We start from the raw sequence: 14886 nt of genomic DNA, 5'->3' as shown, positions 1-14886 counted from the left end.
TAATTAAAATTAGAAAAAAATAATAAATTAAATGAATAATTAAATGAAAATAAAGATAATATGACTATATTTAAAGAAACATAAGGGAATAATAACCTGAAAAAAATAGTAATACTTTTTTTAAAAATAATACTACAAATTAAGCTATTTCTTTAATCATGTGCGTTGTTTCATCATAGTCATCTTCTTCAATAGTTATTGTATACCCCATAGATTTCCAAAATGGCAATGCCGCATCAAGATACCTATGAGTATGCAAGTAAATTTTACTGTAGCCCACATCTTTTGCAAATTCTTCCATAACATTTACAAGCTCTCGGGCAAGACCATGCCTGCGATAATCTTTATCAACCATTAGCCTCCAAATGCTGGCAGTATCCTCTTTTGTGTATTGGCCTTTAAACAAATCATAATCCTTATCATAAGCTCTTATTGCTGCAGTAGCAATAATTTTATCACCCTCACAGACCATAAAGAAATTATTACACTTAGGCAAAACATAATACTCTTTTATTCCCTCAATGTCATAGTGAAATTCAGGTGTTGGGCCAATGCCATATTCCTTCTTAATCTGATCATATAGAAATTCCTTTACATCACAAATTTCACTGTCATCATCCATAACTTCTTTTATAACATATCCCATATTATCACATGAAAATTAAAAAAAATAATAAGAGAAAATGAATTTCCCTTATTCCTGAGCGGTTTCAGGATTGAGCAATTTTTCAACACTCTCACCAATCAAATCAAACAATAACACCACAATCAATAATGACACACCAGGATAAAATGCCAACCACCAATATCCAGAAGACAGGTAGTGCATTGATTCGGATAAGATAACACCGATTGCAGGTTCATGAGGTGGTAAACCAAATCCTAAAAATGTTATTGCCGCTTCATGCATGATTGCATGAGGGAACATTAGAATAACCCCTACAATGATTTGGGAAACAACCAACGGTAAAATGTGTTTTGTTGCAATCCATAATTTAGATTTACCAAGGTTTGAAGCAAGATGAACGTATTCCTTGGTTTTGATTTCCTTAACTTCAGATCTTAAAACTCTTGCAAGAGGAGTCCAATGAGTTAAACCGACACCCATAACAACACCAAATACTCCGCCACCAAACATTATTGATACAAGAATTATTAGAAGAATATGAGGTATTGAACCGAACAGATCTATGATTCCTGCAACAGCCTCATCTGCAAACCTGTTGAAACTTGAAAATAAACCTAAAACAATTGAAATAAATGTACTTACAACAGATGCAATGAAACCTACCATCAGACTCAATCCGAGCCCCGCGATTGTTCGCTGAAACATGTCCCTTCCCATCCAATCAGTACCGAAAAGATGTTCTAATGAAGGCATCTGATTAGCATTGACAAAACTTGTTGGTATATCACCAATGAAATAACCAGAAATAAATATCGAAATAATCACCAAAACAGAAATCGCTATGATTACAAGAGTTTTTGTTCTGAGATTAGCGGGATATAAAAACCATTGCCTTTTGTCATCAGCCTTTTTCTTAATCACTGAACTCACTCTCCTTGATTCTTGGGTCAATTAAGTAATAGGAAAGGTCCGCAAGAAGGTTTCCTACAAATACAAACACAGCACTGAAAAGTACAATTCCCAAAAATAACGGTACATCACTTTGAAGACCCGCTGCAACAGCCGTCTGTCCAATTCCAGGATAAGAAAATACCTGTTCAACTAAAACAGCCCCACCAAACAATTCACTGAAAGATAAAAATTGCAAGGTTATTGCAGGAAGTAAAATATTTCTTATTCCATGGTTTTTAACCAAATCCCAACCTTTTTCTCCTCTTGATTTTGCAAATAAAACATAATCAGAAGATAAAACCTGAATCAATTCATTACGAGTATACATTGCAATTGGAGCAAGTCCGACCAAACTTAATGTCAATGTCGGAAGAACCAATCTGGATGCCCATTCAGCAAATGTGGCATCAGTGCTGCTAACACCAATAGGCACACCAAAACCAATTGGGAACCATTTTAAATAAACAGCAAATACCATTAAAACAAGCATACCCACCCAAAATGACGGGGCAGATTGAATTGCATAACAGTATACTTTAACTGCCTTGTCAATCCATGACCCTTTATTTTTACCTGCAACCACTCCTAATGCAAATCCAAGTATTCCACTTAAAAGCCATGAAATTGCCATAAGAACAATAGATGCAGTGAACTTGTCAAGAATAACATCAATAACAGGAGCACGATAAATCAATGAAGTGCCTAAATTACCTTGAATTAAATCCATCAGCCAATGGAATATTTTTGTAGGCAATGGAACGTTCATTCCAAAATAACTTTCTAAAATAGCTCTTTGAGCTTCTGAAACTGCCGCTCCTCTTAAATAAGTATTAACCGGATTAATAGGGGATAAATCTAATAATACAAAACTAAAAATAGCTACTACAACCATCAGTATTATGAATCTTATTAATTTATAACCAAAGAATTTTAATATTTGATTTTTATTCATAAATAAACCCCCAAAAAATTTTTAAAAAAATAAAAAAAGGAAAAATATGTTAATTAAGCTGTGGAATTGGTTCTGGACCAATCACAGATATTAATTAAAACATCATTTCCTAAACCGTCAGGTTGACTGCCAATATCAATTCCATCCTTGATGAAATAGTTGTAGTCGTAGTTTACTAACCATACAAATGGAGCATCACCAGCAGGACCCCAACCTCCACCGTTTACAAGTGCAGATTGTGCCCATAATGAATCAGCTTGACTTAAATCATTAGTATGCATAGCTTCTTCCATCAATTTATCTGAATCAGTGTTATTATATAAACCAGGGTTCATATAGAAGTCATCTGCTTCTTTACTGTGGTATTGCTGATAGATTGATTTGTATGGGTCTGGAGAAGTTTGTTGCATTAATGCTGCTGAACTGTACATGTTTTGGTAAATTGTATCCCAGTCAGCACCAACAAGTTTTACTTCAATTCCAATTTCTTTTGCTTGTTCAGCAAATACAGTGGATAAGGATTGTCTGTCAAGATAATCCGGAGGATAGTATAAATCGAATGATGCTTTTACACCATCTTTTTCTACAATTCCATCACCATCAGTATCATTCCATCCGCCTTCAGCCAAGATTCTTTTTGCTTCACTAATATTGCCATCTTGAACTTTGGAATCGTTGTTTGCATAATCTCTTGTATCTACACTAGTATATTCAGGAACAGCATGGCCAGAGAATATTTCATCACACATTGCTTGACGGTTTACACCGACATTTAATGCTTGCCTGATTGCTTTATCAGCAGTTACATTGTTTCCTATTTTGGAACTTGCGTTACTTACATCACCAGTATCATTAAGATAAGGGAATGATACTCCTTGTGCCCTACCCGCAGAAACTTCATAGAATTGGTATCCATCTACAGTTTGGTTTAATGCGGAGGTTGCTACAGGAACTACATCCACATCGCCGGATTTAGCAAGTTCTAACCAAGTAGATTCTTCAGGGAACAATAAGGTTACTTGAGTGAAGTAAGGTTTGTCACCGTAGTAATTGTCATTTACTTTGAAAATTGCTTGTTGACCTTTATCCCAGTGGTCCAATACATAAGGTCCTGTACCAACAGGGTTTTCTCCATATGTATTATTGTCATATGAATCGGAAGGCACAATACCTAAATATCTTAAATCATAAATGAAAGTGGATCTCGGTTCTACCAAGTTAAATTCAACTGTGGTTTTATTTACAGCAGTTGCATTTTCAAGATTTGTTAAGTCTAAATCAGATTCTGTGTCTTTTGCAGTGTTGAATGTGAATGCTACATCTTCTGCATCAAAAGTGGAATTATCTGAAAATACAACATCATCTCTAACGTTTACAGTCCAGGTTTTTCCATCATCACTGATAGAATAACCTGTAGCAAGGTCTGGAACCATACTACCATTTTTATCAGTTTTAAATAAACAACTTTGTACTAAAGGATTATAGTTTTGGTGTCCACATCCCCAACCAGTTAACGGATTGAAACCGGATTCTGGTTCTTTGATGTTACTGTGTGCCGCTACAGTCAAATGAGTTGGGTCACTATCATGGGATCCGCCCATCAATGCGAATGCCGCAACAGCAATTACAATAACTGCAATGATTGCACCAATTATCATCATTTTTTTATCCATAAATTTTTCTCCTAATTATAACTATATTAAAATAAAAAGTAATACTTTTTTTAAAAAAAGTACCTAATTAGTAATACTAATACAAATTATTTTAATAATGTATAATATTTTACTAATAATATATATAAAAAGATATTTATTACTTTTAAAGTGTGATTTAAAAAATATACAATCACTAAAAAACATTTGAAAAATTTAATAACTTTAAAAAAAAGAAACATATTTTTACAAATTTATTAAAAAAAATATAAATATAAATTAAACAAAAAAATGTAATATATTTTTCCAAAGTAATACTAAAATTAAATTTAAATAACATCACAGTTAAATATTCGCTCATGAATTTATCTCTTGAACTAAAAAATTTTTTGTTATCTGAGGGTGCAACAGAGGCAGGTTTTGCAGATATAACCAACTTCACACCAAAAAAAGGACTAAACATTGGAGTGATATTTTACATAACCTATCCAAAGGAAATAATACAAAATATGCAGAATGCTCCAACACAGGAATATGTTGATGAATTAGTAAGTTTAAATTCCAGACTAGATGCACTTGGAATGAAATGTGAAGAATTTTTAATAAATAATGGATATGATGCATATGCCCAAACTAAAAAGCGATTAGGAACAGATTTTGGAGAGTTTAACTCATTTGAACTTCCACACAAAACAATAGCTACACGTGCAGGACTCGGATGGATTGGAAAATCTGCATTATTTACAACAAATGAATATGGATCCGCCCTTAGAATGTCTTCAGTTTTAACAGATGCTCCTTTGGATATAGGAAAGCCAATATTAAAATCAAAATGTGGAAAATGCATGGAATGCAGGGACGCATGTCTTGGAGGAGCAATAAGCGGCAAAAACTGGAATTACAAACTTAAAAGAAATGATTTTTATGATGATAAAAAATGCGAAAAATATGCCTTGAAAGTATCAGAAGAAAATTTAGGAAAAGCAGATACAGTATGTGGGAAATGCATATTCGCATGTCCACACACTCAAAAATATATCAAAAAATTATAATTTTACGGCATGTCTGAAATCAGACGGTTGAAGAGTTATTTCTAATTCATGAATTTCTTTATCCATATGAACTGTTTCCAACTCATCATTAGAGTCCAATGACACAACAAAACCCATTTTTGTCCAAAATTCAAGAGCCCCATCCAATGTTTTATGAGTGTGCAAGTAAATATTTTGATATTTTGACTGATTGGCGAAATTTTCAGCAATGCTAAACATCTTTGAAGCCAAACCGCAACGGCGACATCTTTCATCGACAAATAATCTCCATATGCTTGAAGTAGTTTCATTAGAATACAAATGTCTAAATTCAGGAAAATCCTTGTCATATGCCCTTATTCCAATAGTACCAATAATTTTTCCGGTTTCTTCAAGATAAGCAACGAAAAAATTATTCCTACTCGGATTGACATAATATTCATCTAATTTAATAATATCTTCATGCCATTCTGGAACATATCCATAACCGAATTCTTTTTTAATCTGCTTAAACAAGAACTCTTGGACATCTTTAATATTTTTGGAATCATTATCCAACTCTTTAATAATGACTTTCATGATTAACCTCAAAAGTATTACAATTCAGCTAAAATTTATGTTATAAGTAATACTTTTTAATAAATTTTGATTAACTTTAATATTGATAAAGTACAAATTAGTATTTAAAAGTTATCATTTGAAGACAAATAGGTGATTTAATGGAAAAATTGTTAGATGTAGAAAATGTTTCTATTTCATTCATGCAATACACTAAAGGTTTAAATCAAAGAGATTTAAAAGTTATCACCGATTTAACCTTAGATATTTCTGAAGGAGAAATATTGGCAGTATTAGGTTCAAGCGGATCTGGAAAAAGTCTCCTAGCCCATGCAATATTTGGAATTTTGCCGGAAAATGCAAACCTAAACGGAAAAATAAAATACAAAGGAAAAGAATTATCACAGGAAGACAAGGAAGAACTTAGAGGAAATGAAATTGCATTAATTCCACAATCAGTAAACTTTCTTGACCCTTTAATGAAAATTTCAGACCAAGCAATAGGACATACCGAAAACGACACTGAAAAAAAAGAGAAGAAAATAAAACAACGTGAAATATTTGAACATTATAATCTTGGTCCTGAAGTTGATGAAATGTACCCATTTCAATTATCTGGAGGAATGGCAAGAAGAGTGCTTGTTTCAACCGCATTATTATCTGATCCAAAATTAGTTGTTGCAGACGAACCAACTCCAGGATTAGATGAAAAAACCGTGAAAGAAACCTTAAACCACTTCAAACATATGAAAGATAATGGAGTGGGCGTTCTTTTAATTACCCACGACATACATGCGGCACTGGAAATCGCTGATAGAATTGGAATATTCTATTCAGGTTATGTAATTGAAATTGCAGAAAACAAGGACTTTTCAGGCGATGGTGAAAATCTTCTCCACCCATACACAAAATCATTATACAAAGCATTGCCTGCAAATGGATTTGAACTGATTAAGGGACATCAGCCATTGCATGGGGAAATACCTAATGGTTGTCCTTATTATGACAGATGTGAAATGAGATTCGACAGATGTAAAGATGAACGGCCGGAACTAATCGACCTCGGAAATAAAAAAGTCAGATGTTTTAAATATGAAGAAGGTGCAGAAGATGGAACTTAAGGCAACAAACATTTCATTTAAATATCCCAGTGCAAAAAACTACTTATTGAAAGACATTAACCTTACATTGGACAATAACAAAATCACAGGTTTGATTGGAGACAGTGGAAGTGGAAAATCAACACTGTGCAAAATACTGTCAGGTTACGTTACAAAATTTGAAGGTGACGTGACATTTGATGGAAAACCTTTACCTAAAAAAGGATTCAAACCAGTACAATTAATTTATCAGCATCCTGAAAAAGTAATGAATCCAAAATGGAAAATGGACCAAGTGTTGAAAGAATCATGGGATGTTCCGGATGAATTTTTAGAGGAATTCGGAATTCAAAAAACATGGCTGACCAGATTTCCACAGGAGTTATCAGGCGGAGAACTTCAGAGATTTTCAGTGCTACGATCACTTAATCCAGATACAAAGTTCCTAATAGCTGATGAAATGACCACAATGCTTGATGCAATTACACAGGTACAAATATTAGATTCTGTTTTAAAGGTCGTTGAAAAAAGAAATATGGGATTTTTACTCGTTAGTCATGATATGGATTTGGTTGATACAATCTGTGACGATAAAATTTACTTAAAAGATATTAATGGTGCTTAATCATTAATATTCATTAATTTTTTAATCTGCCAATCTGCCCAAATCATAGTAATGTTATTTGAAACAACCTCGCCTAAAACAATACCCATCCAGGCTCCCCAAACGCCATATCCTAAAACGACACCCAACAATACCGCAAAAAATATTGTGAATCCTGTTTCACGCATAATTGTCTGAAACATTGCAGTTATGCCTTTACCGATACCCTGGAAGACATATGTTGATGCAACACCAACCGCCATTGTAGGATAATAGATTACAATCCAAGCAAGAAAACTTGTCAACTCAGGAGCAATCCTTACGCTGCTTCCGCTTGAAGCGAAAACTGACGCAATATCTCCCGCAAACACATTTGTCAGAATAGCTACGATTACAGCAATGACAATTGAAACCTTCATTGCATACCTGTGGGCCACCTGAATGTTTTTATAGTTTTTGGCACCATAATTTGCCGCAATGACACTGATTAAAGCAGTTCCGATTGCCAGAAGAGGAGTTGTTCCTATAGTGACTATTCTCCAGCCTGTTGAGTAGACCGCCACAGAATCAGTTGAGCCGACGAAGGTCAGTAATGCTGAGAAAACCGCTGCAAAGAATGCATTGTTTAAAAGCTGAATGCTTGCAGGAATTCCCACTTTGACAATGTCGATTGAAATCTCCTTTTTGAAATCAAAGTTGGACACATTTGGCTTCAGGTAAGTGTCCTTTTTGACATAAAACCAATACAGCAAAACTAAAATGACAAATATTGATGAGATTATTGTTGCAATAGCCGCACCCTTAACGCCCAGATTCAATGTGTAGATGAAAATAGGATCAAGAATCATATTGAGAATAGCCGATGCAATCATCGCATACATAGGGCGTGTGGTGTCGCCTTCCCCTCGGAAAATGCCGTACAGTGCATTTGAAAGAATTATGAAAATTGACCCCAAAAGGATAATTACTCCGTAGTCTGTTGCATAACTGATTGTTTGACCAGCACCCATTGCATTCAATATCGGATTTAGGAAAATCAATAGAATTACCGTAATTAAAACTGATACAATAACATCTATAACTATGGAATGAAATGAAGCGTTATCCGCCTTCTTTTTGTTGTCCTCACCGAGATACTTTGACAAAGCAAATGCCGCACCTGAACCCAAACCGTTTCCAAATCCCACCAGAATCATGAAAATCGGCGTGAAAAAACCTACTCCCGCAAGCGCATCCGCTCCAAGGCCAGAAACCCATGCAGCATCGATTAAATTATAAAAACTAGTTATAAGCAATGAAACAATAAGAGGTATGGACATGCTGATTAATGCCTTTTTAGGATTTTGAAGCATTAAATCCACACTATTTGAAGAATCATTACTTAACATATGTAATTATTAAAAGTTATTCAAATATAAAAGTAGTTATTTAAAAAAAAAGAATAAGTGAAATGTCCTAAAGACATTTCAAGCAATTAAAGATTATTTATCTCATCAAATTTCAGGATATCATCGCACAATACGTCGAGCAGTTCTTCATCATGGCTAACGGCCAATATACCAATATTATTTGCTTTGCAATGATTTATAAGCGCTTCCCATATCTGCACCTGAGTTACTGCATCAAGCATTGTAGTTATTTCATCAGCAATTATGAATTTTGTGTTGGGATTAAGTGCTCTCAATATGCTGAAACGTTGCAATTCTCCTCCAGAAAGTTCACTTGGCCAACGTGTTAACCAGGAATCTTTTAAACCAAAAGTATTTTTTAAATCTTGAGGAGGATTCCAGGATTCATTTAATACCTTTTCCATTTTCCATTTGGGATTCATAGTTTTTTCAGGATGCTGAAATATTAATTGTACCGGATAAAATCCTTTATCCTGAATTTTGTTACCATCTAAAGTAACCTCACCTGAATAATGAGATATATGGCCGGATAGAATTTTACATAATGTGGATTTACCACTACCACTATCCCCCATTAACCCAATTATTTCATTGCTGTTAAGAGATAATGAAACATCTTTTAATATTTGTCTTTTTTTAGTATATGAAAAAGAAATATTGCTTGCCTTAAGATTCATCATTAACCCCCTCAAAATTAAAACATCTAATCATTACCCCATCTTGATCAACTAATTTTGGCTTATTATTTTCACATTTATCCAAACGTATCGGACAATTTTCCCAATAAGGACATCCTGCAACTGCATCCAATGGCTGAACACCCTCAGTTAAGTTAAAACCATTTTTAGGAAGTGAATTAATCAATGCTTTAGTATATGGGTGCAATACATTATCCGCATTTTTGAAGTTTTCAACAGTGTTTATCTCAATTACATAACCTGAATAGAATATTGCAATTCTGTCTGCAGTTTTTAAAGCAACATCTATTTCGTGAGTAATTAATAACACGCCTTTACCATTTTCCTTTAGATTTTTAATATCTTCAATAGTTTCTTCAACACTTTTTTTATCAAGTCCTGGTGTCGGTTCATCTGCAATTAATAACTTAGGATCTTCAATTAATGCTGTGGACAATAAAACTTTCCTTGCCATTCCACCAGACAATTCGAATGGATACAAATCATCCACACTTTCATCCAAACCGTATTTTGCAAAGATTTCCCTTTGTTTGATTTTTTTCTCATCATGTTCTTTTTCATCATTGCATTCACCAATTGCCTGCTCAGATACTTTCATGAGAGGATCTAGGAAATTTACTGATTGAGGTATTAAGCATATTTCATTTCCTCTTAATTTTTCTTTTAGTTCCTGATTTAAAACATTGCCCTGATATTTTATTTCCCCTTCAACATGAGAGTTATAAGGCAGGATCCCTAAGATTGAATGAGCTAAAAGGCTTTTACCTGAACCGCTAGAACCTAAAATGGCAACAATTTCACCTTCAGCAACATCGATTGTTAAATCAGAAATCACCTTTAAATCGTGCCTATTCAGTCCTTGAACATACTGTGTAAAAGATATTGATAAATTATTTACTTCTAATAATTTTTCCATAACATCACCCAATCTATTCGTTTGCCTGTGAAGGGTCAAATAATCGTTTTAGATTATCCCCAATAATATCAAACAATAATACAACAATCAGCAATGCAGCACCAGGGAAGAATGCCAACCACCAAGCGCCCATTGCAAGATAAGACATGGATTCTGATAAAATAATACCAATTGCAGGTTCATGAGGTGATAAACCGAATCCCAAAAATGTTACGCTTGATTCGTGCATTATTGCATGAGGGAACACTAATAAAGTTCCTACAAATATCTGAGACAATACTAACGGCAGGATATGTTCTTTTGCAATCCAGAGTTTGCCTTTACCGAATCTCTTAGATAATGCAACATATTCTGATGTATTAATCTGCAATACTTCAGCTCTAAGAACCCTTGTCAAATTCACCCAATGTGTAAATGCTACTGCCATCATTACACCAAATGCACCTTTACCCAATCCAATAGATATCATCATGATTAACAATATATGAGGTACTGATGCAAATAAATCAATTAACCAAGATATGAATGAATCACAGAACTTATTAACACTTGCAACAAATGCTAAAATTGTAGCAATGACACTGGATATAACTGAAGCCGCCAATCCAATCATGATACTTAAACTTAAACCTTTCAATGTTCTTATGAACATGTCCCGACCCATCCAGTCAGTACCAAAAGGATGTTCTAAAGAAGGTGGTTTCATTTTAATGGCAAAGTCTGTTGGTAAATTGGCATCGATTAAATATCCGCAAATAAATATTACCGCTAAAACTAATCCTGTAAGAGCAATAGTTAAAAGAGTTTTTTGCCTTAGATTTAGAGAACTGAAAAGACCCCTATTATACCATGGAAGTTCACTCATCATCCTCACCCCTTAGTCTTGGGTCTACATATTTATAAATCAAATCTGCAATAAGATTTCCCATAAATACAAAAATTGCACTGATAATTACAATTCCCAGCAATAATGGGACATCAGATCTCAATCCTGCAGCAACAGTAGCCTGACCAATACCAGGATATGCAAATACCTGTTCAACAAGGATTGTTCCACCAAACAATTCATTAAATGATAAGAATTGGATTGTAATTGCTGGAAGTAAAATATTTCTTATTCCATGATTTTTAATGATACCCCAAAAGCTTTCACCTCTTGCCTGTGCAAATAAGAAATAATCGCTTTTTTTAACGCTGATAAGTTTATCCCTAGTATACATTGTAAGAGATGCAATTCCCACAATACTTAAAGTTATTGCAGGCAATATCAACCTATATAACCATTGCCAAAATGTTACTGTATCAGACAATTGCCCAATTGGTACTGAAAGTCCAATAGGGAACCAGCCTAAATATACTGAAAAAACCATTAAAAGTACTAATCCTATCCAAAAGGTAGGTGTAGATTGTAATATGTAACAATAAGTTTTAATTGCCTTGTCAATCCAGGTTCCTTCTTTTGCACCGGCAATAACTCCCAAACCAAAACCTACAATCGCAGATATTACCCATGAAACAATCATGAGAGTAAATGAAGCGGTGAATTTTTGCACAATTACTTCAGTTACAGGAACCCTATAGATTAATGAGAAACCCATACTTCCAGATGCTAAAGTCTGAAGCCAACCAATTACTCTTTCACCCAAAGACAAATTTGTTCCCCAGTATTCACCCATAATTGCCAATTGTTCTTGACTTACAATTCTTTGGCCAAGATAAGCTTTAACAGGGTCAATAGGTGATAATTGTATCATTATAAAACTGATTGCTGCAATAACAATTAATAAAATTAGTAATCTAATAGCTTTAAATCCTAAAAACTTAGCTAATTTTTTATTGTTAATTTTAATCAACTCATATAATTTATTCAAAAAAAAGAATAAAAATGATTTATATAAATAAATCATTTATTTTTTCAATTATGCTTCTGTTTCGTTAATACGTTTCCAATCGTAGATGTTACCCCAGATATCTCCACCGTGCGGGTAGATGAGGTGAGTACTATTGGAAATATCTAAATCATCACTTACAAAGTAAGTGTAGTCAACTGTTCCAATCCATAAGTAAGGATAGTTGGATGTTGCTTGTTGAGCTGCTTGAGACCAAGTAGCATAAGAGCTGTTTAAGTCTTGAGCCATAGCTGCATCAATTAATAAATCAACTGCAGTGTCATTAAGACCTTCAGAGTTATCATATCCTACACAAGCTACTCTTGAATCATATTGGTGCTCAATTTCGAATGGGTCAGCTGAACCGAATCCCCATACTACACCTTGACTGTATTTATTAGGGTCGATGTCATCCCAGCTTCCACCAACAGGTTCAATTTCAATACCTATTTCTTTAGCTTGTTCTGCAACAGCTACTGCAATTGCTTGTCTTTCGGATGCTTGGGAGTTGTAGTAAACTGAGAAGGATGCTTTGGTACCGTTTTTATCAACGATTCCATCACCGTCAGTATCGTTCCATCCTGCATCTGCAAGAACTTGTTTTGCCTCATCAACTTTACCATCTTCAAATGTGGAGTCAAATGCCCAAGGCAATTGGCTAGCTACACCATTGTATGATACATTACCGTATCCGTTGAATGCACCGTCAAGCAATGCTTCTCTGTCAATACCTATGTTTAATGCTTCTCTGATAGCTGGATCTCCAGTGACATTGTTACCAATAGTAATATTGTCTTCACTTAATTTACCTTCGTCCATTTGTGTTGGTAATGATATACCACGTACATCAATGGAATCGAAGTATTCTAAATGATATCCTTCAACGGTTTCATTTGCATATGCTAATTGAACTTCAGCAATATCCACATCTCCGTTTTTAACTGCTGCAAATGCTGCATCTGGATCTAAGAAAAGATTTGTAATTTTTTCGAAGTATGGTTCTTCTCCGTAATAATCAGGATTTTTCTCTAAAATGAATTGTTGACCTTTATCCCATTGAGCCAATTTATAAGGTCCTGAACCTATAGGGTTTTGACCATATGTGTCTTCATTATAGTTAGCTTCCGGAACAATACCAACATCAGTTAATTTATTGATGAATGTTGAATCAGATTTATTTAAAGTGAAAACAACTTTATTCCCATCTGCTTTAGCTTCATTCATGGAACTTAAGTCTGCTCCTTCACCCAATTCTTTTGCTTTATTGTATGAAAATGCCACATCATTTGCGGTTAATTTTGAACCGTCAGTGAAGTTTACATCATCACGAATTGTCACAGTGTATGTTTTATAATCGTCTGAAATTTCATAATCTGTAGCAAGGTCATTTACGAAATTATTGTCCTTGTCTCTTTTGAGAATTGTACTTTGAATTAGTGGCTCTGTTCCTGAGTCATGATATCCCCAACCATGCATTGGGTCAAAACCGAATTCCGGTTCTTCACCATGAGCCGCAACACAGGCTACCAATTCATTAGCAGCATGTTCTGTGCTTCCGCCTCCTAAGGCAAAAGCCGCTACACCAATTATTGCAATTACTGCAACAACTGCTCCTATAATAATTTTGTTATTCATTTTAATTTTCCCCTTAAAAAATTACTCATAAATTAATTCAAATAATATCATTTAATAGTATTACAAAATTATAAAATTATAATATTTTAGTAATACTTTTAATAATAAAGATATTACAATTAATAAATTGTAAAGTTAAAGTATATAAAAATTACTATCAATTTAGAAAAAATCAAAAAAAGAGAATATTGTTAAGAAAGTTAAACTTTGATAATGTCAATAAAAATAAGATAAAATAAAAAAAAGAAGGGAAAAAATGAGAAAATTATTCTTTTTTCTCAATATAAATTTCTTGCTTTGTATCCATGTTTGCATCATAAACTATGTCTTCTGCGTTTTCCCTCATGTCCTGGAATGTTTCTTCTGCATCTTTTTTAGCTGAAATCACACCAGCCATTCCTTTGGTAGCAAGGTCTTTGGTAGTTTGTGATTTTAAGATGTGAGCGCCAATGATTGCAGTAGCTATTCCTCCAGCAAAAAGCAAAGCATGTTTATGTTCTTTAATGAATGGATGTAATTCTCTTTGAACCATACTGCCACCCCTGAAAACTATTTTTTAGATTTTTTGGATTTTTTTGAAGTTTTTTCTTCTACTTCCTCAACTTCAATTTCCACTTTTTCTTCTTCGCATTCTTCTGCGCAAGCGATTGCTTCTGCATCTTTTTTAATTTCATCCACTTTTTCTTCAGCGTCTTTTTTAACAGATATTACACCTGCAACAGCATTGGTGGTGGCTTCTTTTACTGCATCGGATTCCAATATTTTTTTACCTACTACAGCAGTAGCTATACCTGCAGCGAAAATTAATGCATGTCTATGTTCTGTTGCGAAATCAACTATTTTTCTATGTACCATAATAACAC

Annotated in this window: 16 protein-coding genes; 3 read left to right on the top strand and 13 right to left on the bottom strand. The window is 34.0% G+C overall.

The window, feature by feature from the left end; genetic code table 11:
• Window positions 1-139: 139 nt before the first annotated feature.
• From ACKI30_RS01310 to ACKI30_RS01295, 4 genes are read right to left on the bottom strand one after another with little or no spacing between them, the layout of a single operon-like run.
• Window positions 140-646, bottom strand: a complete 507-nt coding sequence (locus ACKI30_RS01310) for a GNAT family N-acetyltransferase (protein WP_407409214.1) — start codon at window positions 644-646, stop codon at window positions 140-142.
• A 48-nt stretch (window positions 647-694) separates the two neighbouring features.
• Entirely contained in the window at window positions 695-1549 is an 855-nt protein-coding gene (locus ACKI30_RS01305; protein WP_295162856.1) for an ABC transporter permease, read from the bottom strand.
• Window positions 1542-2531 carry an ABC transporter permease gene (locus ACKI30_RS01300; RefSeq protein ID WP_407409212.1) on the bottom strand — a complete coding sequence of 330 codons (990 nt, stop codon included), beginning with the start codon at window positions 2529-2531 and terminating at the stop codon, window positions 1542-1544. Before ACKI30_RS01300 ends, ACKI30_RS01305 begins: the two co-directional genes overlap by 8 nt.
• 53 nt (window positions 2532-2584) lie before the next feature.
• Complete coding sequence (locus tag ACKI30_RS01295) at window positions 2585-4204, bottom strand: ABC transporter substrate-binding protein (protein WP_407409211.1); 1620 nt, start codon at window positions 4202-4204, stop codon at window positions 2585-2587.
• A 338-nt stretch (window positions 4205-4542) separates the two neighbouring features.
• On the opposite strand from ACKI30_RS01295, the gene ACKI30_RS01290 reads away from it, so the two are divergent.
• Entirely contained in the window at window positions 4543-5235 is a 693-nt protein-coding gene (locus ACKI30_RS01290; RefSeq protein ID WP_407409209.1) for a 4Fe-4S double cluster binding domain-containing protein, read from the top strand.
• On the opposite strand, the gene ACKI30_RS01285 is transcribed toward ACKI30_RS01290, so the two are convergent.
• Window positions 5230-5793, bottom strand: a complete 564-nt coding sequence (locus ACKI30_RS01285; protein ID WP_407409207.1) for a GNAT family N-acetyltransferase — start codon at window positions 5791-5793, stop codon at window positions 5230-5232. The genes ACKI30_RS01290 and ACKI30_RS01285 overlap by 6 nt on opposite strands.
• Window positions 5794-5933: 140 nt before the next feature.
• Here ACKI30_RS01285 and ACKI30_RS01280 point away from each other — a divergent pair, with 140 nt between their 5' ends.
• Together ACKI30_RS01280 and ACKI30_RS01275 are read left to right on the top strand one after the other, a co-directional pair.
• Window positions 5934-6893: an ABC transporter ATP-binding protein gene (locus ACKI30_RS01280; RefSeq protein ID WP_407409205.1), complete on the top strand. Its 960-nt coding sequence runs from the start codon at window positions 5934-5936 to the stop codon at window positions 6891-6893.
• Window positions 6883-7497 carry an ABC transporter ATP-binding protein gene (locus ACKI30_RS01275; RefSeq protein ID WP_407409203.1) on the top strand — a complete coding sequence of 205 codons (615 nt, stop codon included), beginning with the start codon at window positions 6883-6885 and terminating at the stop codon, window positions 7495-7497. The genes ACKI30_RS01280 and ACKI30_RS01275 overlap by 11 nt, the downstream gene beginning before the upstream one ends.
• On the opposite strand, the gene ACKI30_RS01270 is transcribed toward ACKI30_RS01275, so the two are convergent.
• The 8 genes from ACKI30_RS01270 to ACKI30_RS01235 all read right to left on the bottom strand — a co-directional run bounded on the left by ACKI30_RS01270 (window position 7494) and on the right by ACKI30_RS01235 (window position 14878).
• Window positions 7494-8864 (bottom strand): MATE family efflux transporter, encoded by a 1371-nt coding sequence (locus tag ACKI30_RS01270; RefSeq protein ID WP_407409201.1) that lies wholly within the window; start codon window positions 8862-8864, stop codon window positions 7494-7496. The two genes, ACKI30_RS01275 and ACKI30_RS01270, sit on opposite strands and share 4 nt — an antisense overlap.
• Window positions 8865-8950: 86 nt before the next feature.
• Window positions 8951-9562, bottom strand: coding sequence for an ABC transporter ATP-binding protein (locus ACKI30_RS01265; RefSeq protein WP_407409215.1), 612 nt, complete (start codon window positions 9560-9562; stop codon window positions 8951-8953).
• On the bottom strand, window positions 9552-10499 hold the full coding sequence (locus ACKI30_RS01260; RefSeq protein ID WP_407409199.1) for an ATP-binding cassette domain-containing protein: 948 nt from the start codon (window positions 10497-10499) through the stop codon (window positions 9552-9554). The genes ACKI30_RS01265 and ACKI30_RS01260 overlap by 11 nt, the downstream gene beginning before the upstream one ends.
• Before the next feature lie 13 nt (window positions 10500-10512).
• Entirely contained in the window at window positions 10513-11367 is an 855-nt protein-coding gene (locus ACKI30_RS01255; RefSeq protein ID WP_407409197.1) for an ABC transporter permease, read from the bottom strand.
• Window positions 11357-12253, bottom strand: a complete 897-nt coding sequence (locus tag ACKI30_RS01250) for an ABC transporter permease (RefSeq protein WP_407409195.1) — start codon at window positions 12251-12253, stop codon at window positions 11357-11359. Before ACKI30_RS01250 ends, ACKI30_RS01255 begins: the two co-directional genes overlap by 11 nt.
• Window positions 12254-12418: 165 nt before the next feature.
• Window positions 12419-14023, bottom strand: a complete 1605-nt coding sequence (locus ACKI30_RS01245) for an ABC transporter substrate-binding protein (RefSeq protein WP_407409193.1) — start codon at window positions 14021-14023, stop codon at window positions 12419-12421.
• A gap of 265 nt (window positions 14024-14288) precedes the next feature.
• Window positions 14289-14555: a DUF6110 family protein gene (locus tag ACKI30_RS01240; protein WP_407409191.1), complete on the bottom strand. Its 267-nt coding sequence runs from the start codon at window positions 14553-14555 to the stop codon at window positions 14289-14291.
• 17 nt (window positions 14556-14572) lie between these two features.
• A complete protein-coding gene (locus ACKI30_RS01235) occupies window positions 14573-14878 on the bottom strand; it encodes a hypothetical protein (RefSeq protein ID WP_407409189.1) in 306 nt (101 codons plus the stop codon).
• Window positions 14879-14886 lie beyond the last annotated feature (8 nt).

It is taken from the genome of Methanobrevibacter sp. (genome assembly GCF_045539575.1).
In the GTDB taxonomy this organism is placed as follows: domain Archaea; phylum Methanobacteriota; class Methanobacteria; order Methanobacteriales; family Methanobacteriaceae; genus Methanocatella.
This window is presented reverse-complemented; position numbering and strand designations above follow the sequence as displayed.

What these genes read in the sequence shown, in the direction of transcription:
- ACKI30_RS01310 (WP_407409214.1), bottom strand. Translation starts at nt 646, where the DNA reads ATGGGATATGTTATAAAAGAAGTTATGGATGATGACAGTGAAATTTGT.
- ACKI30_RS01300 (WP_407409212.1), bottom strand. Translation starts at nt 2,531, where the DNA reads ATGAATAAAAATCAAATATTAAAATTCTTTGGTTATAAATTAATAAGA.
- ACKI30_RS01295 (WP_407409211.1), bottom strand. Translation starts at nt 4,204, where the DNA reads ATGGATAAAAAAATGATGATAATTGGTGCAATCATTGCAGTTATTGTA.
- ACKI30_RS01290 (WP_407409209.1), top strand. Translation starts at nt 4,543, where the DNA reads ATGAATTTATCTCTTGAACTAAAAAATTTTTTGTTATCTGAGGGTGCA.
- ACKI30_RS01285 (WP_407409207.1), bottom strand. Translation starts at nt 5,793, where the DNA reads ATGAAAGTCATTATTAAAGAGTTGGATAATGATTCCAAAAATATTAAA.
- ACKI30_RS01280 (WP_407409205.1), top strand. Translation starts at nt 5,934, where the DNA reads ATGGAAAAATTGTTAGATGTAGAAAATGTTTCTATTTCATTCATGCAA.
- ACKI30_RS01275 (WP_407409203.1), top strand. Translation starts at nt 6,883, where the DNA reads ATGGAACTTAAGGCAACAAACATTTCATTTAAATATCCCAGTGCAAAA.
- ACKI30_RS01270 (WP_407409201.1), bottom strand. Translation starts at nt 8,864, where the DNA reads ATGTTAAGTAATGATTCTTCAAATAGTGTGGATTTAATGCTTCAAAAT.
- ACKI30_RS01265 (WP_407409215.1), bottom strand. Translation starts at nt 9,562, where the DNA reads ATGAATCTTAAGGCAAGCAATATTTCTTTTTCATATACTAAAAAAAGA.
- ACKI30_RS01260 (WP_407409199.1), bottom strand. Translation starts at nt 10,499, where the DNA reads ATGGAAAAATTATTAGAAGTAAATAATTTATCAATATCTTTTACACAG.
- ACKI30_RS01255 (WP_407409197.1), bottom strand. Translation starts at nt 11,367, where the DNA reads ATGATGAGTGAACTTCCATGGTATAATAGGGGTCTTTTCAGTTCTCTA.
- ACKI30_RS01250 (WP_407409195.1), bottom strand. Translation starts at nt 12,253, where the DNA reads ATGATACAATTATCACCTATTGACCCTGTTAAAGCTTATCTTGGCCAA.
- ACKI30_RS01245 (WP_407409193.1), bottom strand. Translation starts at nt 14,023, where the DNA reads ATGAATAACAAAATTATTATAGGAGCAGTTGTTGCAGTAATTGCAATA.
- ACKI30_RS01240 (WP_407409191.1), bottom strand. Translation starts at nt 14,555, where the DNA reads ATGGTTCAAAGAGAATTACATCCATTCATTAAAGAACATAAACATGCT.
- ACKI30_RS01235 (WP_407409189.1), bottom strand. Translation starts at nt 14,878, where the DNA reads ATGGTACATAGAAAAATAGTTGATTTCGCAACAGAACATAGACATGCA.